We start from the raw sequence: 15,227 nt of genomic DNA, 5'->3' as shown, positions 1-15,227 counted from the left end.
GCTTGGGGTTGAATGCCGCCCATTGGTGAGCCTTTAGTTAAATGCCTCCCGTTAATGAGCCTTTAGTTAAATGCCGCCCATTGGTGAGCTTGGGGTTAAATGCCTCCCGTTAATGAACCTTGGGTTGAATGCCGCCCATTGGTGAGCCTTGGGTTAAATGCCTCCCATTTGGGGTTAAATGCCGTCCATTGGTGAGCTTGGGGTTGAATGCCGCCCATTGGTGAGCCTTGGGTTTAAACCCAAGGCTCAGAGCTAAAACCCGTTAAAACGGGTTGAGATATCTAATAAGCTCGCTTAGGGCTTACTATGAACGATTTAAGACCTTTAGGGGGTACTAACAAAGAACAAACAACTAACCAACAACCAACAACAAACAATAAACAACCAACCAACAACCAACAACAACAAAAAGATGATTGTTTTAGCGCAAACAGGGGACGGGATTGATCCGATGTTTATTTTTAATTCTGTTTTACAGGGGGTGTTTAATGGGGTAAGTATCGGTTCGGTGTTGCTGATGGCAGCATTGGGACTGGCGATTGTGTTTGGCCTCATGGGGGTGATTAATTTGGCTCATGGGGAGTTGATGATGTTGGGGGCTTATAGCACGTTTGTGGTGCAGAATGTGTTTAAGCCGTTGGGGGAGGGGTGGTCGAGTGTTTATATTTTTGTGGCGTTACCTGTGGCGTTTATTGTGTCGGCGTTGGTGGGGTTGGCGATTGAACGGGGGGTGATTCGTTTCCTCTATGGCCGTCCTCTGGAGACGTTGTTGGCGACTTGGGGGGTGAGTCTCATTTTGCGGCAGTTTGTTCGCAGTGTGAATTGGAGTTTGGCGGTTGGGTTAACGGTGTTTTGTGGGCTGTTTTTTGGGGCGTGGGTGGTTCTCAGTCGCCAAGGGTTCTGGCCGCGGATTAAGCAATGGGCTATTGGTGTGTTTTTGGTTTTGTCTGGGGCGATTACGATCGCGCTTTTTCTCCTCCTCAACCGTTACGATAATCTCAGCAAACCCTGGTTTAGTGCCAGAAATGTGGATGTGACGGCCCCGGCCTGGTTGCGAGGGGGGTTGCCGTTGGGTAACTTTCAATTGCCCTATGCTCGCATTTTTATTATCGTTTTAACGATTGTCTGTGTGGTAGGAGTCTTTCTCTTTTTAAATCGATCGCGCTGGGGGTTACGCATTCGGGCTGTTACGCAAAATCGTTCCATGAGTGCTTGTTTAGGTATCCCGACGAATCAAGTGGATGCGTTAACTTTTGCCATTGGATCTGGGTTAGCGGGAATTGCGGGTGTTGCCATTACGCTGTTAGGGTCTGTGGGCCCTAATACCGGACAGAATTACATTGTGGACACTTTTATGGTGGTGGTTGTCGGCGGAGTGGGCAACTTGTTTGGGAGTATTATTGCGGCCCTGGTGATTGGGGTTGTCACCTATATTGTGGGATCGGGGACTATTCCCCTGTTGCTGGGATCGTTGCAAAGTCCGGTGTTGCAACCGCTCATTGATATTACTTCTTTCTTTGAAAGCACCAGTATGGCCAAGGTGCTGGTGTTTGCCTTAATTATTGCCTTCTTGCAATTCCGACCATCGGGGATTTTTGCTCCGAAAGGACGCACCGCAGAGTTATAGCAGTTATCGTCTGAAGGCAGACGGCAGACGGTTGGAGGTTGGAGCGTTAGCACCCTGTATTGCATCAGAAGTCAATGTTATTGAGTAAGGTTTTATGTCTAGTCAAGTGTTGAGTCGTAGTCAAGGGTTAAAACGTCAGAAACGACGCAAGTTAATGATTGAGGGTGTGGCTATTGTTGCGATCGCGTTTTTGCTTCTCCTCCTCCTACCCGCCATTTTACCGGAATTCCGGCTCAAGTTGCTGGGGCGGTTTCTCTCCCTTGCGATCGTTGCCTTGGGAATTGATTTAATTTGGGGATTTACCGGGTTACTCAGTTTAGGTCATGGTATCTTTTTTGCCTTGGGGGGGTATGCTTTTGCCATGCACCTGAAAATGCAACTCCCCGAAGGCGAAATTCCCGACTTTTTCACCCTTTACGGGGTGTCCGAGTTGCCTTGGTTTTGGCAACCCTTTGGGTCCTTTCCCTTTACCCTCATTGCCATTTTTCTGATCCCGGCCATTGTTGCTGGCCTTTTGGGGTATTTAGTGTTCCGTAACCGTATTAAAGGGGTTTATTTCTCCATTTTGACCCAAGCGGCCTTAATTGTCTTTTTTAACTTCTTTAATGGACAACAAAAGCTGATTAACGGCACAAATGGACTCAAAACCGATACTGAAGAATTATTTGGGATGGTGGTGAGTTCTTCTCCCGCACAGATGACATTTTATAGTCTTACAGTGTTCTTTTTGGTAGCCATGTATCTCCTCTGTCGTTGGTTAACCAGTGGACGTTTTGGCCGCTTATTAATTGCGATTCGAGACGATGAAAGTCGGGTGCGGTTTTCGGGGTATAATCCCACCGGGTTTAAGGTGTTTGTCTTTGCGGTTTCTGGTGCGATCGCAGGAATTGCCGGGGCCCTCTATACCGTACAATCCGGTATTATTACCCCCAGTGCCATGGAAGTGCCGTTCTCAATTGAAATGGTCATTTGGGTGGCCGTCGGAGGTCGAGCAACCTTAGTAGGGGCAATTTTTGGCGCAGTTTTAGTGAACTTTGCCCGAACTTTATTAAGTGAGCAATTTCCCGAAGTTTGGCTCTTTTTCCAAGGTGCATTATTCTTAATCGTTGTCACCGTCCTACCCAACGGAATTATTGGTTGGTTACGGAGTTGGGGTTGGGAAAAAATGCAACATTGGTTTGGATTTAAATCCTATGTGGTAACATATCCCAGTTTAGAAACTGATCCGCAAGTTCAACAAGAAAAAGAGCAGTTTGAAGAATAATTTATAATGGACAATTAATAAAGTCAAACACTTTTTAAACTGGGTTTCTCCCAGTGAGCAAAAAATACTCTAATCCCTTTCCCAGTTGCAGAATTGCCTCCTAGCACATACCAATTTAAATGCACAACCGCTTAATGGATAATTACAACTTTATTGGGTAAAATTGTCTTATGGATGAGAAAATACTTGAAATTGATAATTTAACAGTTAGCTTTGATGGGTTTAAAGCACTCAATCAACTTAATTTAAGCATCAATACCGGAGAATTACGGGTTTTAATTGGCCCCAATGGTGCAGGGAAAACTACATTACAAGATGTTATTACCGGGAAAGTTAGACCCACCGAAGGAAATGTTTACTTTAAAGGAAAAAGTCTAGTCGGTTATAAAGAGCATGAAATTGCTCGTTTAGGGATTGGTCGTAAATTCCAAACCCCTCGCATTTACTTAAATTTAACCGTGCGAGAAAATTTAGATTTAGCTTGTAACCGAAATAAAAACTTATTGAGTACCTTAATGGGTCGTATTTCGTCGGGAGATAAACGTAAGGTAGTAGGATTATTAGAAACCATTGGACTTACTGCAAAAGCTGATTTATCAGCAAATTTGCTCTCTCATGGAGAAAAACAACGCTTAGAAATTGGAATGTTAGTGGCACAATCTCCAGAATTATTATTAGTAGATGAACCCGTAGCCGGATTAACCGATGAAGAAACAGAAAATGTAGGTTCATTATTACTCGCTTTAGCCGAAAGTCACTCTATTTTAGTTATTGAGCATGACATGGAGTTTGTGCGACAAATTGCGCGGACTGTAACAGTCTTACATCAAGGTTCATTACTATGTGAAGGCACAATGGAAGAAGTCCAACATAACCCCCGTGTGATTGAAGTCTATTTAGGAGAAACACCGGAAATAGTTGATAGTTGATAGTTGATAGTTGATTGTTCTTCGTTTACCCCATCTCCCAACTCCCAACTCCCCCATCTTTCATTACTAATTACCAAAAACAATGAGCCAAATTGCCCTAGAAAAACCCAAAACCCCCATGTTGCAGATATCAGGACTCAATGTGTATTACGGGGAGAGTCACATTTTACGAGATGTTGATCTGACCGTAAACTCAGGAGAAATGGTTTGTTTAATTGGTCGTAATGGAGTAGGCAAAACCACCCTCTTGAAAAGTATTATGGGGATGTTACCTGCTCGTCAAGGGACAGTGGCCTTGCACCAAAACCCCATGAACCGTCTAACCCCCGATCGCCGTGCTAGACTAGGCATTGGTTATGTTCCCCAAGGTCGGGAAATTATCCCCCGTGTCACCGTTGAGGAAAATCTCCTGTTGGGACTAGAAGCGAATCCCAAAGTGAAGAAAAAAACCATCCCTCCCGCAATCTTAGAGTTATTTCCCGTCTTAGAAAGTATGTTAGGCCGCATGGGGGGAGACTTGAGTGGAGGACAACAGCAACAACTTGCGATCGCGCGTGCATTAATGGGGAAACCGCAACTCCTCCTCCTCGACGAACCCACCGAAGGCATTCAACCCTCCATTATCCTCGAAATTGAAGCCGCCGTGCGTAACATCATCGAAACCACCGGAATTTCCGTCCTATTAGTCGAACAACACCTCCATTTTGTCCGACAAGCAGACCGCTATTATGCCATGCAAAAAGGAGGAATTGTCGCCTCTGGACCCACCCAAGACCTTAGCCAAGAAGTCATCCAAGAATTTTTAGCCGTATAATAGCTGAATACTTACCATCTATCAACCCGTTAAACAGGGGTTTCAGCTATTAGCCTTGGGTTTCAACCCAAGGTTATTATTGAATTTACCATCTATCTATCAACCCGTTAAACACGGGTTTCAGCTATTAGCCTTGGGTTTTAACCCAAGGTTATTATGCTATTTATGGACTATCACCCATCACCCATCACCCATGATTAGACTTTTGCGGTTTACTGGGTTTCTCCCGCGGCCCTTGATCCCGTGATCCTTGGGGTTTGCGAGGGGGGCGTTTTTTACCCTTAAACTGGCCTTTCCGACCTCCAGCAGGTTTCATAAAGCCAAAATCGTGGGCCTCTTGAATGATTAAATCAGACCCCTGACGGACGACATGGAGTTCCCAAAAATGCTTTAACGGACGTTCCGGGAGGAGTCCCTTGAGTTGCAGCGTGAACTTCTTAGGAGGGGTTTTCTTACGGGGGGTTTGCTGAATGCGCACCACCACCTTTTCCTCCTCAAAGGAATAGTAAACCACCTCACCTCGGATCGAGAAGTAACCATCCTGGGAATGCAATTCCGCAATTTTCCCTAAATTAGCAGCTTCTTCCTGTTCCTCCTTCGTATGCAGCAATTCCGGTTCCCAAACCCCAGTAATCTGGATATGCAGTTGCTCATCATCCTGTCGGGTGCGCGGATACACCACCCACAAATGGGATTGACTCAAATCTAAATGATTCTTAACCAAACTGATCACCCGACCTAAAAGGACAGCATCCAACTCTGTGCCATCATCCGCGATGACTGTTCCCTTCGTCTGTTGCTCCTCCGAGGGGTGATAACGTCCCTGCACCAAACCAATAGCGCGATATTGTCGAGCTTCACTGGCCGGGGGAATGGGTTGTTTACGAATCTTGCGCTCAGGGAGAGTTTGACCCTCAGTATCTGGGGTCGGAGTGTTGTTATTCATAGCAGTGCTTTCGTTGGCACTAGACGGCATATTAGACACGATTGATCGAGATGTCATAATGGGTGGACGGGTTAAAAAAAGCGGGAAAACGGACAAATTCCCTTGCTCAGTGACAGATGAAGACTCTGACCCGGTTTCGGTTTCAGAAGACTGTCTCCTTCACAATAATTTAATACATGAGAACAGTCATCATAATATATATAGCCTCATCTCACCGCGCTGGCGATCCTAAACGCCAGTGAGAAATGTCACCAGAGCCTTACAATAACTGGATGTCTGCTTATTTTACTCAATGCAGAGGATGAAACCGTATATCCGTATAGTTTGGCCAAGACTCCTCCACCAATCATGGTTAAAATGGGATGAGATACTGTTTGTAGCTGCAAGAGCGATTGATTCTGTGAAAACTACTCGACCTCGAAATCGCTGGCTTTATGTCGTGTTAATTTTGGTCATCCTCATCTTTGTGGGGGTGTCCCTATTACCTGCGCTCGAAAGTGCCTTACAGGCCAACCAGTCGGCCTCCTCCTCTGCATCTCCGGTCCAGTCCCCCACCCCTTCCCAACAGGAGGAACTCGCCATGCAAGCGAGGGGCTATCAGATGGTGCTAGAACGCGAACCTGACAACACAACCGCCCTAGAAGGGTTAATCGAGGTTCGCTTACAACAAGGACGCTTAGAGGACGCTCTAGCCCCCTTAGAACGCCTCGCCAAAACCAACCCCCAGCAACCAGACTATTGGATTTTATTAGCCCAAGCGCGACGACATCTAGGGAATGATGAAGGAGCATTTCAAGCCTACGAACAGGCATTACAGAACAATCCCGGCTATATTAAAGCCTTACAAGGGATGGTCGCCCTCCAGTTAGAAAAAGACCGGCCAGAGCGAGCCATTGGCCTCCTCGAAACCACCCTACAAACCGCCGCCCAAGCCAATACGGCCCAACCGGGGAGCATTGACGTGGCCTCGGTACAAATGCTCTTAGGGCGAGTCTATGAGCATGAGGAGCGTTACACGGAGGCCATTACCGTGTATGACAAAATTATCGACAATGATCCCCAGGATTTTCGCCCCGTCTGGGCCAAAGCAGAAATTCTCAAGGAACGGGAAAATTATGAGGAAGCGAAAAGCCTGTATAATCGAGCCTTAGCTATTGCTCCGGCTAAATATAAAGACCAGATCAAACGCATGGCCGAAGCGATTCCTGATTCATAAAGGAGATGGGGAGCATTAACTCTGTATCGCAACCAGTCGTTCATCCTAACTATGATCAGAAATATATCTTGATGAACAATACAAGTGAGTTGAATCAGCAGTAATGAAAACAGAATAAGAGGGATAGAAAATGGAAACCAGCCTCACAGAGTTAAAAACCCCGAATGTCATTGAAAAATCCTTACCCGACCATACCCAACTCCCTTGTGAAGATGGTACATTTGTGAAGAACTTTCAAGAACATCCCCAAACTATTATTCTCACGGACTCTATTGGTCCAGTCTTACAACAAATTCATCCTGACGGACAATATGCCATAGGACAGGACAGTGGTATTTATTGGCGCATTACAGACCCCCCAGAACGAGGTTCAGAAGCACCGGATTGGTTTTATGTGCCTAATGTTCCCCCTCTGTTAAACGGTCAATTTCGCCGTTCCTACGTCCTCTGGCAAGAACATATTGCACCGTTAGTGACTATAGAATTAGCCAGTGGTGATGGGTCAGAAGAACGGGACAGCACCCCCCTTTCTCGAACTAATGGAGTCACAAAACCGGGGAAGTTTTGGGTGTATGAACAGGTGATGCGAATACCCTATTACGGAATATTTATTATGAGTAGTGGGACATTGGAGATGTATCACTGGAATAATGGTCGTTATGAACTTTTAACCCCTAATGAACAAGGCCGGTATTGGGTAGAACCGTTGGGAGTATTTTTAGGACTGTGGCAAGGGAGTTATCAAAATCAAGAGCAGTTGTGGTTGAGGTGGTGGGATAGTGAAGGAAATTTGTTGTTAACCGGGGAAGAAAGAGCGGTTTTGGCACAACAGGAACGGGATGCTGTACAACAGGAACGGGATGCTGTACAACAGGAACGGGATGCTGTACAACAGGAACGGGATGCTGTACAACAGGAACTGCAACAGGAACGCGATCGCACGTCTCAACAACTCCAGCAGGCCATTTCTCGTTTTGCCAGTCTAGGACTGAATCCAGAACAAATTGCGGAGACGTTAAATTTATCGGTAGAGGAAGTGCAAGCCACGATCAACTACAATCAACCGGAGTAGAGTGAAAAATTATGGCTAACCCGGTAATTGCGATCGCACTCGATAGAGTATTGTTGTAAAACGTAGGAGAAACTTGATCGTCAGAGTCTAAAAAGGCAATTGTGCCACGAATCCTTTAAACTTGAGTCTGTAAAGCAACAAGGAGACAATGAGTAACACCCAAACCCGCAAAGCAGATCATCTGCGGATTTGTCTTGAAGAAGATGTGCAATTTCGCCGCAATACCAACGGGTTAGATCGGTATCGGTTTGAGCATTGTTGCCTCCCAGAATTGGATTACTCGGAAATCGACCTCTCTACCCAGTTTCTCAATAAACCCCTCGGCGCCCCCCTACTCATTTCCTCCATGACTGGGGGGACCGAGCAGGCCAAAACCATTAATTTCCGCCTTGCAGAAGCCGCCCAGAGGCACAAACTCGCCATGGGGGTGGGGTCCCAGCGTATTGCGGTAGAAAAGCCCGATCTGGCCAATACCTTTGCGGTGCGTTCTGTTGCTCCGGATATACTCCTGTTTGCCAATTTGGGGGCGGTGCAACTGAATTACACTTACGGTGTCAGCGAATGTCAGCGTGCAGTGGATATCCTCGAAGCGGATGGGTTAATTCTCCACCTCAACCCCCTACAAGAATGTATCCAACCCAACGGGGATAGAGATTTTAAAAATTTACTTGACAAAATCCAAAAAATATGCAGTAAACTCCCCGTTCCTGTGGTTGTCAAAGAAGTGGGAAACGGGATATCGGCCTCTGTAGCCCGTCAACTCCTGCAAGTGGGGGTAGGGGGGATAGATGTGGCGGGAGCAGGGGGGACTTCTTGGGCTAAAGTAGAGAGTGAGCGTGCTGAACAGTCTCTCCAGCAACAACTGGGCAAAACTTTCGCTGACTGGGGTATCCCCACTGCGGACTGTCTCACCAGTATTCGCAGTTTATACCCTTATGTCCCCCTCATTGCCTCTGGAGGATTACGCAATGGGCTAGAAGTGGCTAAAGCTGTTACCTTGGGGGCAGATTTAGCAGGGTTAGCCTTCCCCTTCCTCCAAGCCGCTTCCGAGTCTCCAGAAGCGTTGGAGGAGAGAATACAATTGTTAAAAGCGGAATTAACGACTGTTTTATTCTGTACTGGAAGTAGAACTCTGGGAGACTTAAAACAAGCAAGGTTAATTAGTTATTAATTCTTTGTTGTTTGTGGTTTCTTCTTGGGTATTAGTTGTGTGTTCAACTCCCCCAATTACCCATTACCGATTACCCATTACCAATTAATTTATGTGGTCTTTTCTTCGTCAAACACTCGCTAGTTGTCTCGGTTTCTTTGTAGCTTTGAGCTTGTTTTCTGTCTTAGGGATTTCGTCAGTGGCGTTAATTCTCTTTGGACTGGTTGAACCTGAAGAAACGGCGACGGTTAAAGATAAATCAATTTTAGTCTTGGACTTATCCCAACCTATCCAAGATACTGATCCCTTGGACTCTCTCCAACAAAGTATAGTGGGGGAAACTACCAGTAGTAGTCAGTTGCGGGATGTTCTCAAAGCTATAGAATTGGCCGCAGAAGATGACCGCATTGTAGGGTTATTGTTAGATGGGAGTCCGGGGAGCAATGGGTCAGGCTATGCTATTTTACAGGAGGTTCGTGAAGCGTTAGTGGAGTTTAAGGAGTCGGATAAATTAGTATTGGCTTATGATGTGAATTGGGGAGAGGGGGAATATTATTTAGGGTCGTTGGCGGATACGGTTTACATGAACCCTATGGGGGCTTTAGAGTTAAATGGGCTAAGTATTCAACAAACCTTCTATGCGGAAGCGTTAGAAAAGTTTGGGGTGGGGGTACAAATTGTCCGCGCAGGGGAGTATAAGTCAGCGATTGAACCGTTTGTGCGACAGGAGTTAAGTCAGGAGAGTGAAGAACAGTTTAGCGTCTTGTTGGGGGATGTTTGGCGTGATATTTTGGGGGTAATTAGTCAAGATCGGCCTACGACTTCTCAAGCGTTACAGGGTTTAGTGGAGAGTCAGGGGTTTTTGTTCCCCCAAGAGGCGAAACGCGCTAAGTTGGTAGATGAGTTGGCCTATGAGGATGAGGTGGCCAAGCGTTTACGGGAAGTAACGGAGCAAGAGGAGGAGGAGACGGGGTTTCGGCATATTTCGGTTGATAATTATTTGTTGGCCCAGAGTCCTTTGGATAAGGATAACTCGTCGGAGCAGAAAATAGCGTTGGTGTATGCACAGGGACCGATAGTGTATGGGGAAGGGGAGTTAAATGAGATAGGGAGCGATCGCGTGGTTCGTCAACTCCGCAAAATTCGAGATAATGAAGATATCAAGGCCGTAGTAGTCCGCATCAATAGTCCAGGAGGAAGTGCAACGGCCTCGGAGGTCATTTTACGGGAGTTACAACTGTTAAAAGAGGAGAAACCCATTGTTGTCTCTATGGGGAATTTAGCAGCATCGGGAGGCTATTGGATTGCTATGGGGTCTGATTATCTTGTGGCACAGTCTAATACAATTACGGGGTCTATTGGGGTGTTTGGGGTGTTACCGAATATCCAAGAAATTGCCAATGAGAATGGAGTGAGTTGGGATACAGTGAAGACTGGGCCTTTTGCTGATAGTAGCACGATTACTCGCCCGAAAACGGAAGCGGAAATGACTCAGTTTCAGGAAAGTGTAGATCGGGTGTATGAGTTATTTTTAGATAAAGTGGTGAAGTCACGGGACTTATCCCGCTCTAAGGTGGCTGAAATTGCCCAAGGTCGGGTATGGTCAGGGAAGGATGCGCAACGACTGGGGTTAGTGGATGCGGTGGGAGGAATTGAAACGGCGATTTTACAGGCCGCAGAAATGGCAGAATTAGGGGAAGATTGGCAGGTGGAAGAATATCAGACTAAACCCGACTGGGAGGAGTTGTTATTGCGTCGTTTTACGTTGCAACTGTCGTCCCGTTTCTCGACTGAAACTGATCCTATCACCAGTGAGTTTCAAGGACTCCAGCAACAGTTTCGCAGTATAACGGATTTTAGCGACCCCAAGGGGGTTTATTCCCGTTTACCGTTTGCTTTAATCATAAAATGAGTTGCGCCGCTCTCTAAAACCTACTCAAACTTGCTCATTTGATGTTTAGTTCCTAGATACCATACTACAACCTTACACCGATTACGAGTTATAGCTTACTACTTCCTGCTCTAATACTGGTGCTATGTTACAGCGTAACCCGTATGAGGTCGCATATAGGGAGGATGAAAAGCTAAAACAATATGCTCTTTCGGGACTCCCTTAGCTACTAATTCATCAGTAATCCCTTCTTCAATACCATCATGATGTATCCAAATTTTACCGTTATAAATTTCTACATGAACAAGGGTAGCGTGAATGCGTTTTTTTCCCTCCCATCCTTCGTGCATTAAAAGAAAATGGTTTTCCTCTTTATCAACAACAACATAGGTTCTGGTGTCGCCATACCGATAGGGGATACTCGCATAATAGGATAAAATTTGATAGATAAATTTGCGGTATTCGTTTAATCTATCCATTGTGTAATTTCCTCCTCCAGAGCATCAAAAATAATAAGTTTTATAATTCCATCACTGAGAATAATCTGCACAACTTCTTCGGCAAAAAAATTGGTAAATATTTCTTGATTAACAGCAAGATAGAGAGTACGTTCTGGCTCTAAGCGAGTGAGTATTTTGAGGTATAGAATATATTGCCCAATCGCATTTTCTAAATCTTTAATCAAAGATTGACTAATAAAACTTTTAATTTCAACTGCAATTTTTATGTCTCCTCGTTCAGCAGCAATCAGTTTTTCTGCTCCGAGATCGACAAATAAATCACGCTCTCCAACTCGTAAGCTCAAAGGATCATCCGTAATTACCCATCCTTCTTTTTCAACAAAAGAGCCGCGGGACTCCCCCACCTCGGAACAGGTGGGGGAGGAAAGCGGGTGATCAGAACCAAGCAGCACAACCTCACTTTTTCGTAACGTTTCAGTCGTTACACTGTCAGACCCAGCTAAATCAAAGAGATTTTAGCTGGGGACTTCTCCTGACATTTCCGTTAAACCAAAAATCTCTGAATGCTCCCCCCCATCACCATAGCATCCCAACCGAGCGAGACTGTGATACCATACTACAACCCCACAGGGATTACGGGTCATGGTTTCCTGCTCCAGAAACCTAAAAAAAATCTTAATCCGAAAGAGAGAGCAAACCCCGTCCAACCCCTTAGAGAAGTCCCACAAAAGCCAGATGAAAACTGAGCCAGATTGCGCTATTGTAGAATTGTGTAATACAACCTGATGAACTCCAAGGAGACAACCACTATCGCTAAGAAACAACCCGTTAACAAACAAATCCGGTCTGATCAAGTTTTGCTGATTGACCACGAAAACAACAACCGGGGAGTCACGGATACCAGCGAAGCTCTACAACTCGCCAAAAAAGTCGGCCTAGACTTGGTAATGGTGTCCAAACGCAAAGATGCTCCAGTCGCTAAAATTCTGGATTACGGGAAATTTCAATACCAACAGAATAAGCGTAACAAGCAAAGTTCCTCTAAAAATACCATGAAAGAGGTTAAATTGCGGCCTAACGTTGACGACTCCGATTATGATGTCCGCATCGATCGCGCTAAAACTTGGCTCGATAAAGGCAACTCGGTGAAATTCCAAGTCCGGTTACGAGGCCGAGAACATCAACACCGCGATCGCGCCATTGAACTATTAGAACGCATTATCGACGACTTGAAAAAAGTCGCCAAAGTCCAAACCTTTGACCGACGCTCTCTGATTTTACAAGTTATTCCTACATAATTAACTGAATATTTTTATCTAGGGTGAGCGGAACTCACTCTAAAATAATAGGGTGGGTCCATTGCCCACCCTACTCCATCTCCCCCACAACCCGTTAAAATCAGTCTCGTTTGTATTCGTAACACATCATGACCGACTACCGCACCGAACGAGACTCCATGGGAGACCGCCAACTCCCCAACGCCGCCTATTACGGCATTCAAACCCTCAGAGCCACCGAAAATTTCCCCATCAGTGGCCTGAAACCCCTCCCCACCTACGTGGATGCCTGCTTACTAATTAAAAAAGCCACCGCCACCGCCAACGGGGAACTCGGCTGCATTCCCCAAGAGATCAGCCAAGTCATTATACAAGCCGCCGATGAAATCCTCAAAGGTCAACTGCGGGAGCAATTCGTGGTGGATGTTTACCAAGCAGGGGCCGGGACATCCCACCACATGAACATTAACGAAGTCCTCGCCAACCGCGCCTTAGAACTCCTCGGCGATCGCAAAGGCAACTATCAGCGCGTCAGTCCCAACGACCATGTAAACTATGGCCAATCCACCAATGATGTCATCCCCACCGCCATCCGCATTGGGGGACTGTTGGCCTTAACCCATACCCTCTATCCCGGCCTAGACAAAGCCATTGCCGCCTGTAACCAAAAAGCCGATCAATTCCAAGATATCGTCAAATCCGGTCGCACCCATATGCAAGATGCCGTCCCCATTCGCCTGGGGGAAACCTTCCGCGCTTGGGCCCGCATTCTCAACAGCCACCTCAGTCGCCTGAAACAAGCCGCCGAAGACCTCTATATCCTCGGTATTGGTGGCAGTGCCACGGGAACAGGCTTAAACACCCATCCCGACTACCGCTTTCGCGTCACAGAACTCCTAGGGGACTATCTGCAACTCCCCCTACAACCCGCCCCCCATCTCATGGCTGCCATGCAGAGTATGGCCCCCTTTGTCAGCGTCTCTGGTGCCTTACGCAACCTAGCCCAAGACTTAGTAAAAGTCTCCCATGACCTCCGCCTCATGGACTCTGGGCCCAAAACCGGCTTTCGGGAAATTCAACTCCCTCCCGTTCAACCCGGTTCGTCTATTATGCCAGGGAAATATAACCCGGTTCTTGCGGAAATGATCTCGATGGTGTGTTTCCAAGTGATAGGCTATGATACCGCCATTACCTTTGCGGGCCAAGCAGGACAACTGGAACTTAACGTGATGATGCCCCTCATTGCCTATGATCTCATTCATAGTATTGAAATTTTGGGGAATGCTATTCATGCCTTAGCCGAGAAATGTTTGGTGGGGATTGAAGTAAACCGCGATCGCTGCTTAAACTATGCAGAAGGCAGTTTAGCCCTCGTCACCGCCTTAAACCCCCATATCGGCTATCTCAACGCCGCCGCCGTCGCCAAAGAATCCCTCGAAACCGGGAAACCCATCCGGCAAATTGTCCTAGACCAAGGATTAATGAACGAAAGCGACCTGGCCCAAGTCCTAGACTTAACCCGCATGAGTGGGGGACCCGAAAAACGCCACTAGCATTACCCCTCCCCCCCAACGCCCGTTTTCCCGATTTGATTTCTCCTTGACCGTAGCAAACGGGAAAACGGCATAATAGAACAGCACCTAGTTTTGATCTCCATTAGTTTTTATGCGCCGTTCTCGTCGTTGGTTGCTGTCTGCTCTCTTAACTCTGTTTACCCTGTTCCTCACCGTCTCCTGTAGTCTCGGCAGCAATGACACGGCTGCCATCCGAGTCGGGTCTAAAGACTTTGCGGAACAATTGATTATTGGCGAAATGTACGCCTTAATTCTCGAAGATCACGGCTACACAGTAGAACGTAAACTGAACCTCGGTGGCACATCTGTGGCGCAAACGAGGCTGGAAAAAGGAGAAATTGACCTTTACCCCGAATACACCGGAACCGCTCTGATTAGTGTGTTAAAACTGCCTGTGAGCAGCGATCAGGCAAAAGTCTATCAAACGGTCAGTAAAGGATACAAAGAGCAATTTAACCTCGTCTGGCTGAACCCCTCCCCCATGAATAATACCCAAACCCTAGTCATGACTCCAGAGGAGTCAGAACAGTTAGGAATTGAAACGATTTCTGATCTGGTTGCACAAGATAATCAAATTATCATGATCGGCCCCCCGGAATTTCAAGAACGAGAGGACGGACTACCTGGTTTAGAAGAAGCCTACGGGGAATTTGATCTCCAACAATATATTCCCGTTGAACCTAGTTTACGCTATCAAGGGTTAATCGAAGGAGAGGCGAATGTGGCAGTGGGATTTAGTACCGATGGGGAGATTAGCGCGTTTAATTTAGTGATGTTAGAGGATGATAAACAATTATTTCCCCCCTATCAAGTAGCCCCAGTGGTTCGTCAAGAAACCCTAGAGAACTATCCTAAAATCCGCAAACTCCTCAACCCCGTTACCACCCGTCTCACCAATGAAACTATGCAACGTCTCAATTATGAAGTGACCGGAAAACAACGAGACCCCGTTGAAGTGGCTAATGAGTTTTTACAGTCAGAAGGGTTGTTGGAATAGTTAATAGTT

15 protein-coding genes are annotated in these 15,227 nt (G+C 46.4%); 11 read left to right on the top strand and 4 right to left on the bottom strand.

Going from position 1 to position 15,227, the window contains the following annotated elements; all coding sequences use genetic code 11:
* Positions 1-451 precede the first annotated feature (451 nt).
* The 4 genes from urtB (at position 452) to urtE (ending at position 4,634) form a co-directional block, all read left to right on the top strand.
* Positions 452-1,627 carry an urea ABC transporter permease subunit UrtB gene (urtB, locus tag PN462_RS06385; RefSeq protein ID WP_443029085.1) on the top strand — a complete coding sequence of 392 codons (1,176 nt, stop codon included), beginning with the start codon at positions 452-454 and terminating at the stop codon, positions 1,625-1,627.
* Between the two features lie 154 nt (positions 1,628-1,781).
* Positions 1,782-2,891 carry an urea ABC transporter permease subunit UrtC gene (urtC, locus tag PN462_RS06380; RefSeq protein WP_443029084.1) on the top strand — a complete coding sequence of 370 codons (1,110 nt, stop codon included), beginning with the start codon at positions 1,782-1,784 and terminating at the stop codon, positions 2,889-2,891.
* A gap of 170 nt (positions 2,892-3,061) precedes the next feature.
* Entirely contained in the window at positions 3,062-3,820 is a 759-nt protein-coding gene (urtD, locus tag PN462_RS06375) for an urea ABC transporter ATP-binding protein UrtD (protein WP_272127187.1), read from the top strand.
* Between the two features lie 82 nt (positions 3,821-3,902).
* Positions 3,903-4,634: an urea ABC transporter ATP-binding subunit UrtE gene (gene urtE / locus PN462_RS06370; RefSeq protein WP_272127186.1), complete on the top strand. Its 732-nt coding sequence runs from the start codon at positions 3,903-3,905 to the stop codon at positions 4,632-4,634.
* A gap of 187 nt (positions 4,635-4,821) precedes the next feature.
* Here urtE and PN462_RS06365 read toward each other — a convergent pair whose 3' ends face one another.
* A complete protein-coding gene (locus PN462_RS06365) occupies positions 4,822-5,637 on the bottom strand; it encodes a hypothetical protein (protein ID WP_272127185.1) in 816 nt (271 codons plus the stop codon).
* A gap of 343 nt (positions 5,638-5,980) precedes the next feature.
* Between PN462_RS06365 and PN462_RS06360 the strand changes: the two genes are divergently transcribed.
* From PN462_RS06360 to sppA, 4 genes are all read left to right on the top strand, one after another.
* Positions 5,981-6,796, top strand: a complete 816-nt coding sequence (locus PN462_RS06360; protein WP_272127184.1) for a tetratricopeptide repeat protein — start codon at positions 5,981-5,983, stop codon at positions 6,794-6,796.
* Positions 6,797-6,926: 130 nt separating this feature from the next.
* Entirely contained in the window at positions 6,927-7,868 is a 942-nt protein-coding gene (locus PN462_RS06355; RefSeq protein ID WP_272127183.1) for a Uma2 family endonuclease, read from the top strand.
* A 148-nt stretch (positions 7,869-8,016) separates the two neighbouring features.
* On the top strand, positions 8,017-9,039 hold the full coding sequence (gene fni / locus PN462_RS06350) for a type 2 isopentenyl-diphosphate Delta-isomerase (protein ID WP_272127182.1): 1,023 nt from the start codon (positions 8,017-8,019) through the stop codon (positions 9,037-9,039).
* A 91-nt stretch (positions 9,040-9,130) separates the two neighbouring features.
* Positions 9,131-10,930, top strand: coding sequence for a signal peptide peptidase SppA (gene sppA / locus PN462_RS06345; protein ID WP_272127181.1), 1,800 nt, complete (start codon positions 9,131-9,133; stop codon positions 10,928-10,930).
* 122 nt (positions 10,931-11,052) lie between these two features.
* On the opposite strand, the gene PN462_RS06340 is transcribed toward sppA, so the two are convergent.
* The 3 genes from PN462_RS06340 to PN462_RS06330 all read right to left on the bottom strand — a co-directional run bounded on the left by PN462_RS06340 (position 11,053) and on the right by PN462_RS06330 (position 12,014).
* Positions 11,053-11,388 carry a XisI protein gene (locus tag PN462_RS06340; protein WP_272127180.1) on the bottom strand — a complete coding sequence of 112 codons (336 nt, stop codon included), beginning with the start codon at positions 11,386-11,388 and terminating at the stop codon, positions 11,053-11,055.
* Positions 11,376-11,774: an element excision factor XisH family protein gene (locus PN462_RS06335; RefSeq protein ID WP_443029083.1), complete on the bottom strand. Its 399-nt coding sequence runs from the start codon at positions 11,772-11,774 to the stop codon at positions 11,376-11,378. The genes PN462_RS06340 and PN462_RS06335 overlap by 13 nt, the downstream gene beginning before the upstream one ends.
* Before the next feature lie 111 nt (positions 11,775-11,885).
* Complete coding sequence (locus PN462_RS06330; protein WP_272127178.1) at positions 11,886-12,014, bottom strand: hypothetical protein; 129 nt, start codon at positions 12,012-12,014, stop codon at positions 11,886-11,888.
* A gap of 141 nt (positions 12,015-12,155) precedes the next feature.
* Here PN462_RS06330 and infC point away from each other — a divergent pair, with 141 nt between their 5' ends.
* The 3 genes from infC to PN462_RS06315 all read left to right on the top strand — a co-directional run bounded on the left by infC (position 12,156) and on the right by PN462_RS06315 (position 15,218).
* Positions 12,156-12,668, top strand: a complete 513-nt coding sequence (gene infC, locus PN462_RS06325) for a translation initiation factor IF-3 (protein ID WP_272127177.1) — start codon at positions 12,156-12,158, stop codon at positions 12,666-12,668.
* 128 nt (positions 12,669-12,796) lie between these two features.
* Positions 12,797-14,200 carry an aspartate ammonia-lyase gene (locus PN462_RS06320; RefSeq protein WP_272127176.1) on the top strand — a complete coding sequence of 468 codons (1,404 nt, stop codon included), beginning with the start codon at positions 12,797-12,799 and terminating at the stop codon, positions 14,198-14,200.
* A gap of 112 nt (positions 14,201-14,312) precedes the next feature.
* Complete coding sequence (locus tag PN462_RS06315; protein WP_272127175.1) at positions 14,313-15,218, top strand: glycine betaine ABC transporter substrate-binding protein; 906 nt, start codon at positions 14,313-14,315, stop codon at positions 15,216-15,218.
* The last annotated feature ends 9 nt before the right edge of the window (positions 15,219-15,227 follow it).

It is taken from the genome of Spirulina sp. CS-785/01, assembly GCF_028330525.1.
Lineage (GTDB): Bacteria > Cyanobacteriota > Cyanobacteriia > Cyanobacteriales > Spirulinaceae > JAQMSD01.
This window is presented reverse-complemented; position numbering and strand designations above follow the sequence as displayed.

Excerpts from the sequence above, each read along its gene's own strand:
- PN462_RS06365 (WP_272127185.1), bottom strand. The coding sequence starts at position 5,637 with ATGACATCTCGATCAATCGTGTCTAATATGCCGTCTAGTGCCAACGAA.
- PN462_RS06320 (WP_272127176.1), top strand. The coding sequence starts at position 12,797 with ATGACCGACTACCGCACCGAACGAGACTCCATGGGAGACCGCCAACTC.
- PN462_RS06340 (WP_272127180.1), bottom strand. The coding sequence starts at position 11,388 with ATGGATAGATTAAACGAATACCGCAAATTTATCTATCAAATTTTATCC.
- sppA (WP_272127181.1), top strand. The coding sequence starts at position 9,131 with ATGTGGTCTTTTCTTCGTCAAACACTCGCTAGTTGTCTCGGTTTCTTT.
- urtB (WP_443029085.1), top strand. The coding sequence starts at position 452 with ATGTTTATTTTTAATTCTGTTTTACAGGGGGTGTTTAATGGGGTAAGT.
- PN462_RS06330 (WP_272127178.1), bottom strand. The coding sequence starts at position 12,014 with ATGACCCGTAATCCCTGTGGGGTTGTAGTATGGTATCACAGTCTCGCT.
- urtE (WP_272127186.1), top strand. The coding sequence starts at position 3,903 with ATGAGCCAAATTGCCCTAGAAAAACCCAAAACCCCCATGTTGCAGATA.
- fni (WP_272127182.1), top strand. The coding sequence starts at position 8,017 with ATGAGTAACACCCAAACCCGCAAAGCAGATCATCTGCGGATTTGTCTT.
- urtD (WP_272127187.1), top strand. The coding sequence starts at position 3,062 with ATGGATGAGAAAATACTTGAAATTGATAATTTAACAGTTAGCTTTGAT.
- PN462_RS06315 (WP_272127175.1), top strand. The coding sequence starts at position 14,313 with ATGCGCCGTTCTCGTCGTTGGTTGCTGTCTGCTCTCTTAACTCTGTTT.
- PN462_RS06355 (WP_272127183.1), top strand. The coding sequence starts at position 6,927 with ATGGAAACCAGCCTCACAGAGTTAAAAACCCCGAATGTCATTGAAAAA.
- urtC (WP_443029084.1), top strand. The coding sequence starts at position 1,782 with ATGATTGAGGGTGTGGCTATTGTTGCGATCGCGTTTTTGCTTCTCCTC.
- infC (WP_272127177.1), top strand. The coding sequence starts at position 12,156 with ATGAACTCCAAGGAGACAACCACTATCGCTAAGAAACAACCCGTTAAC.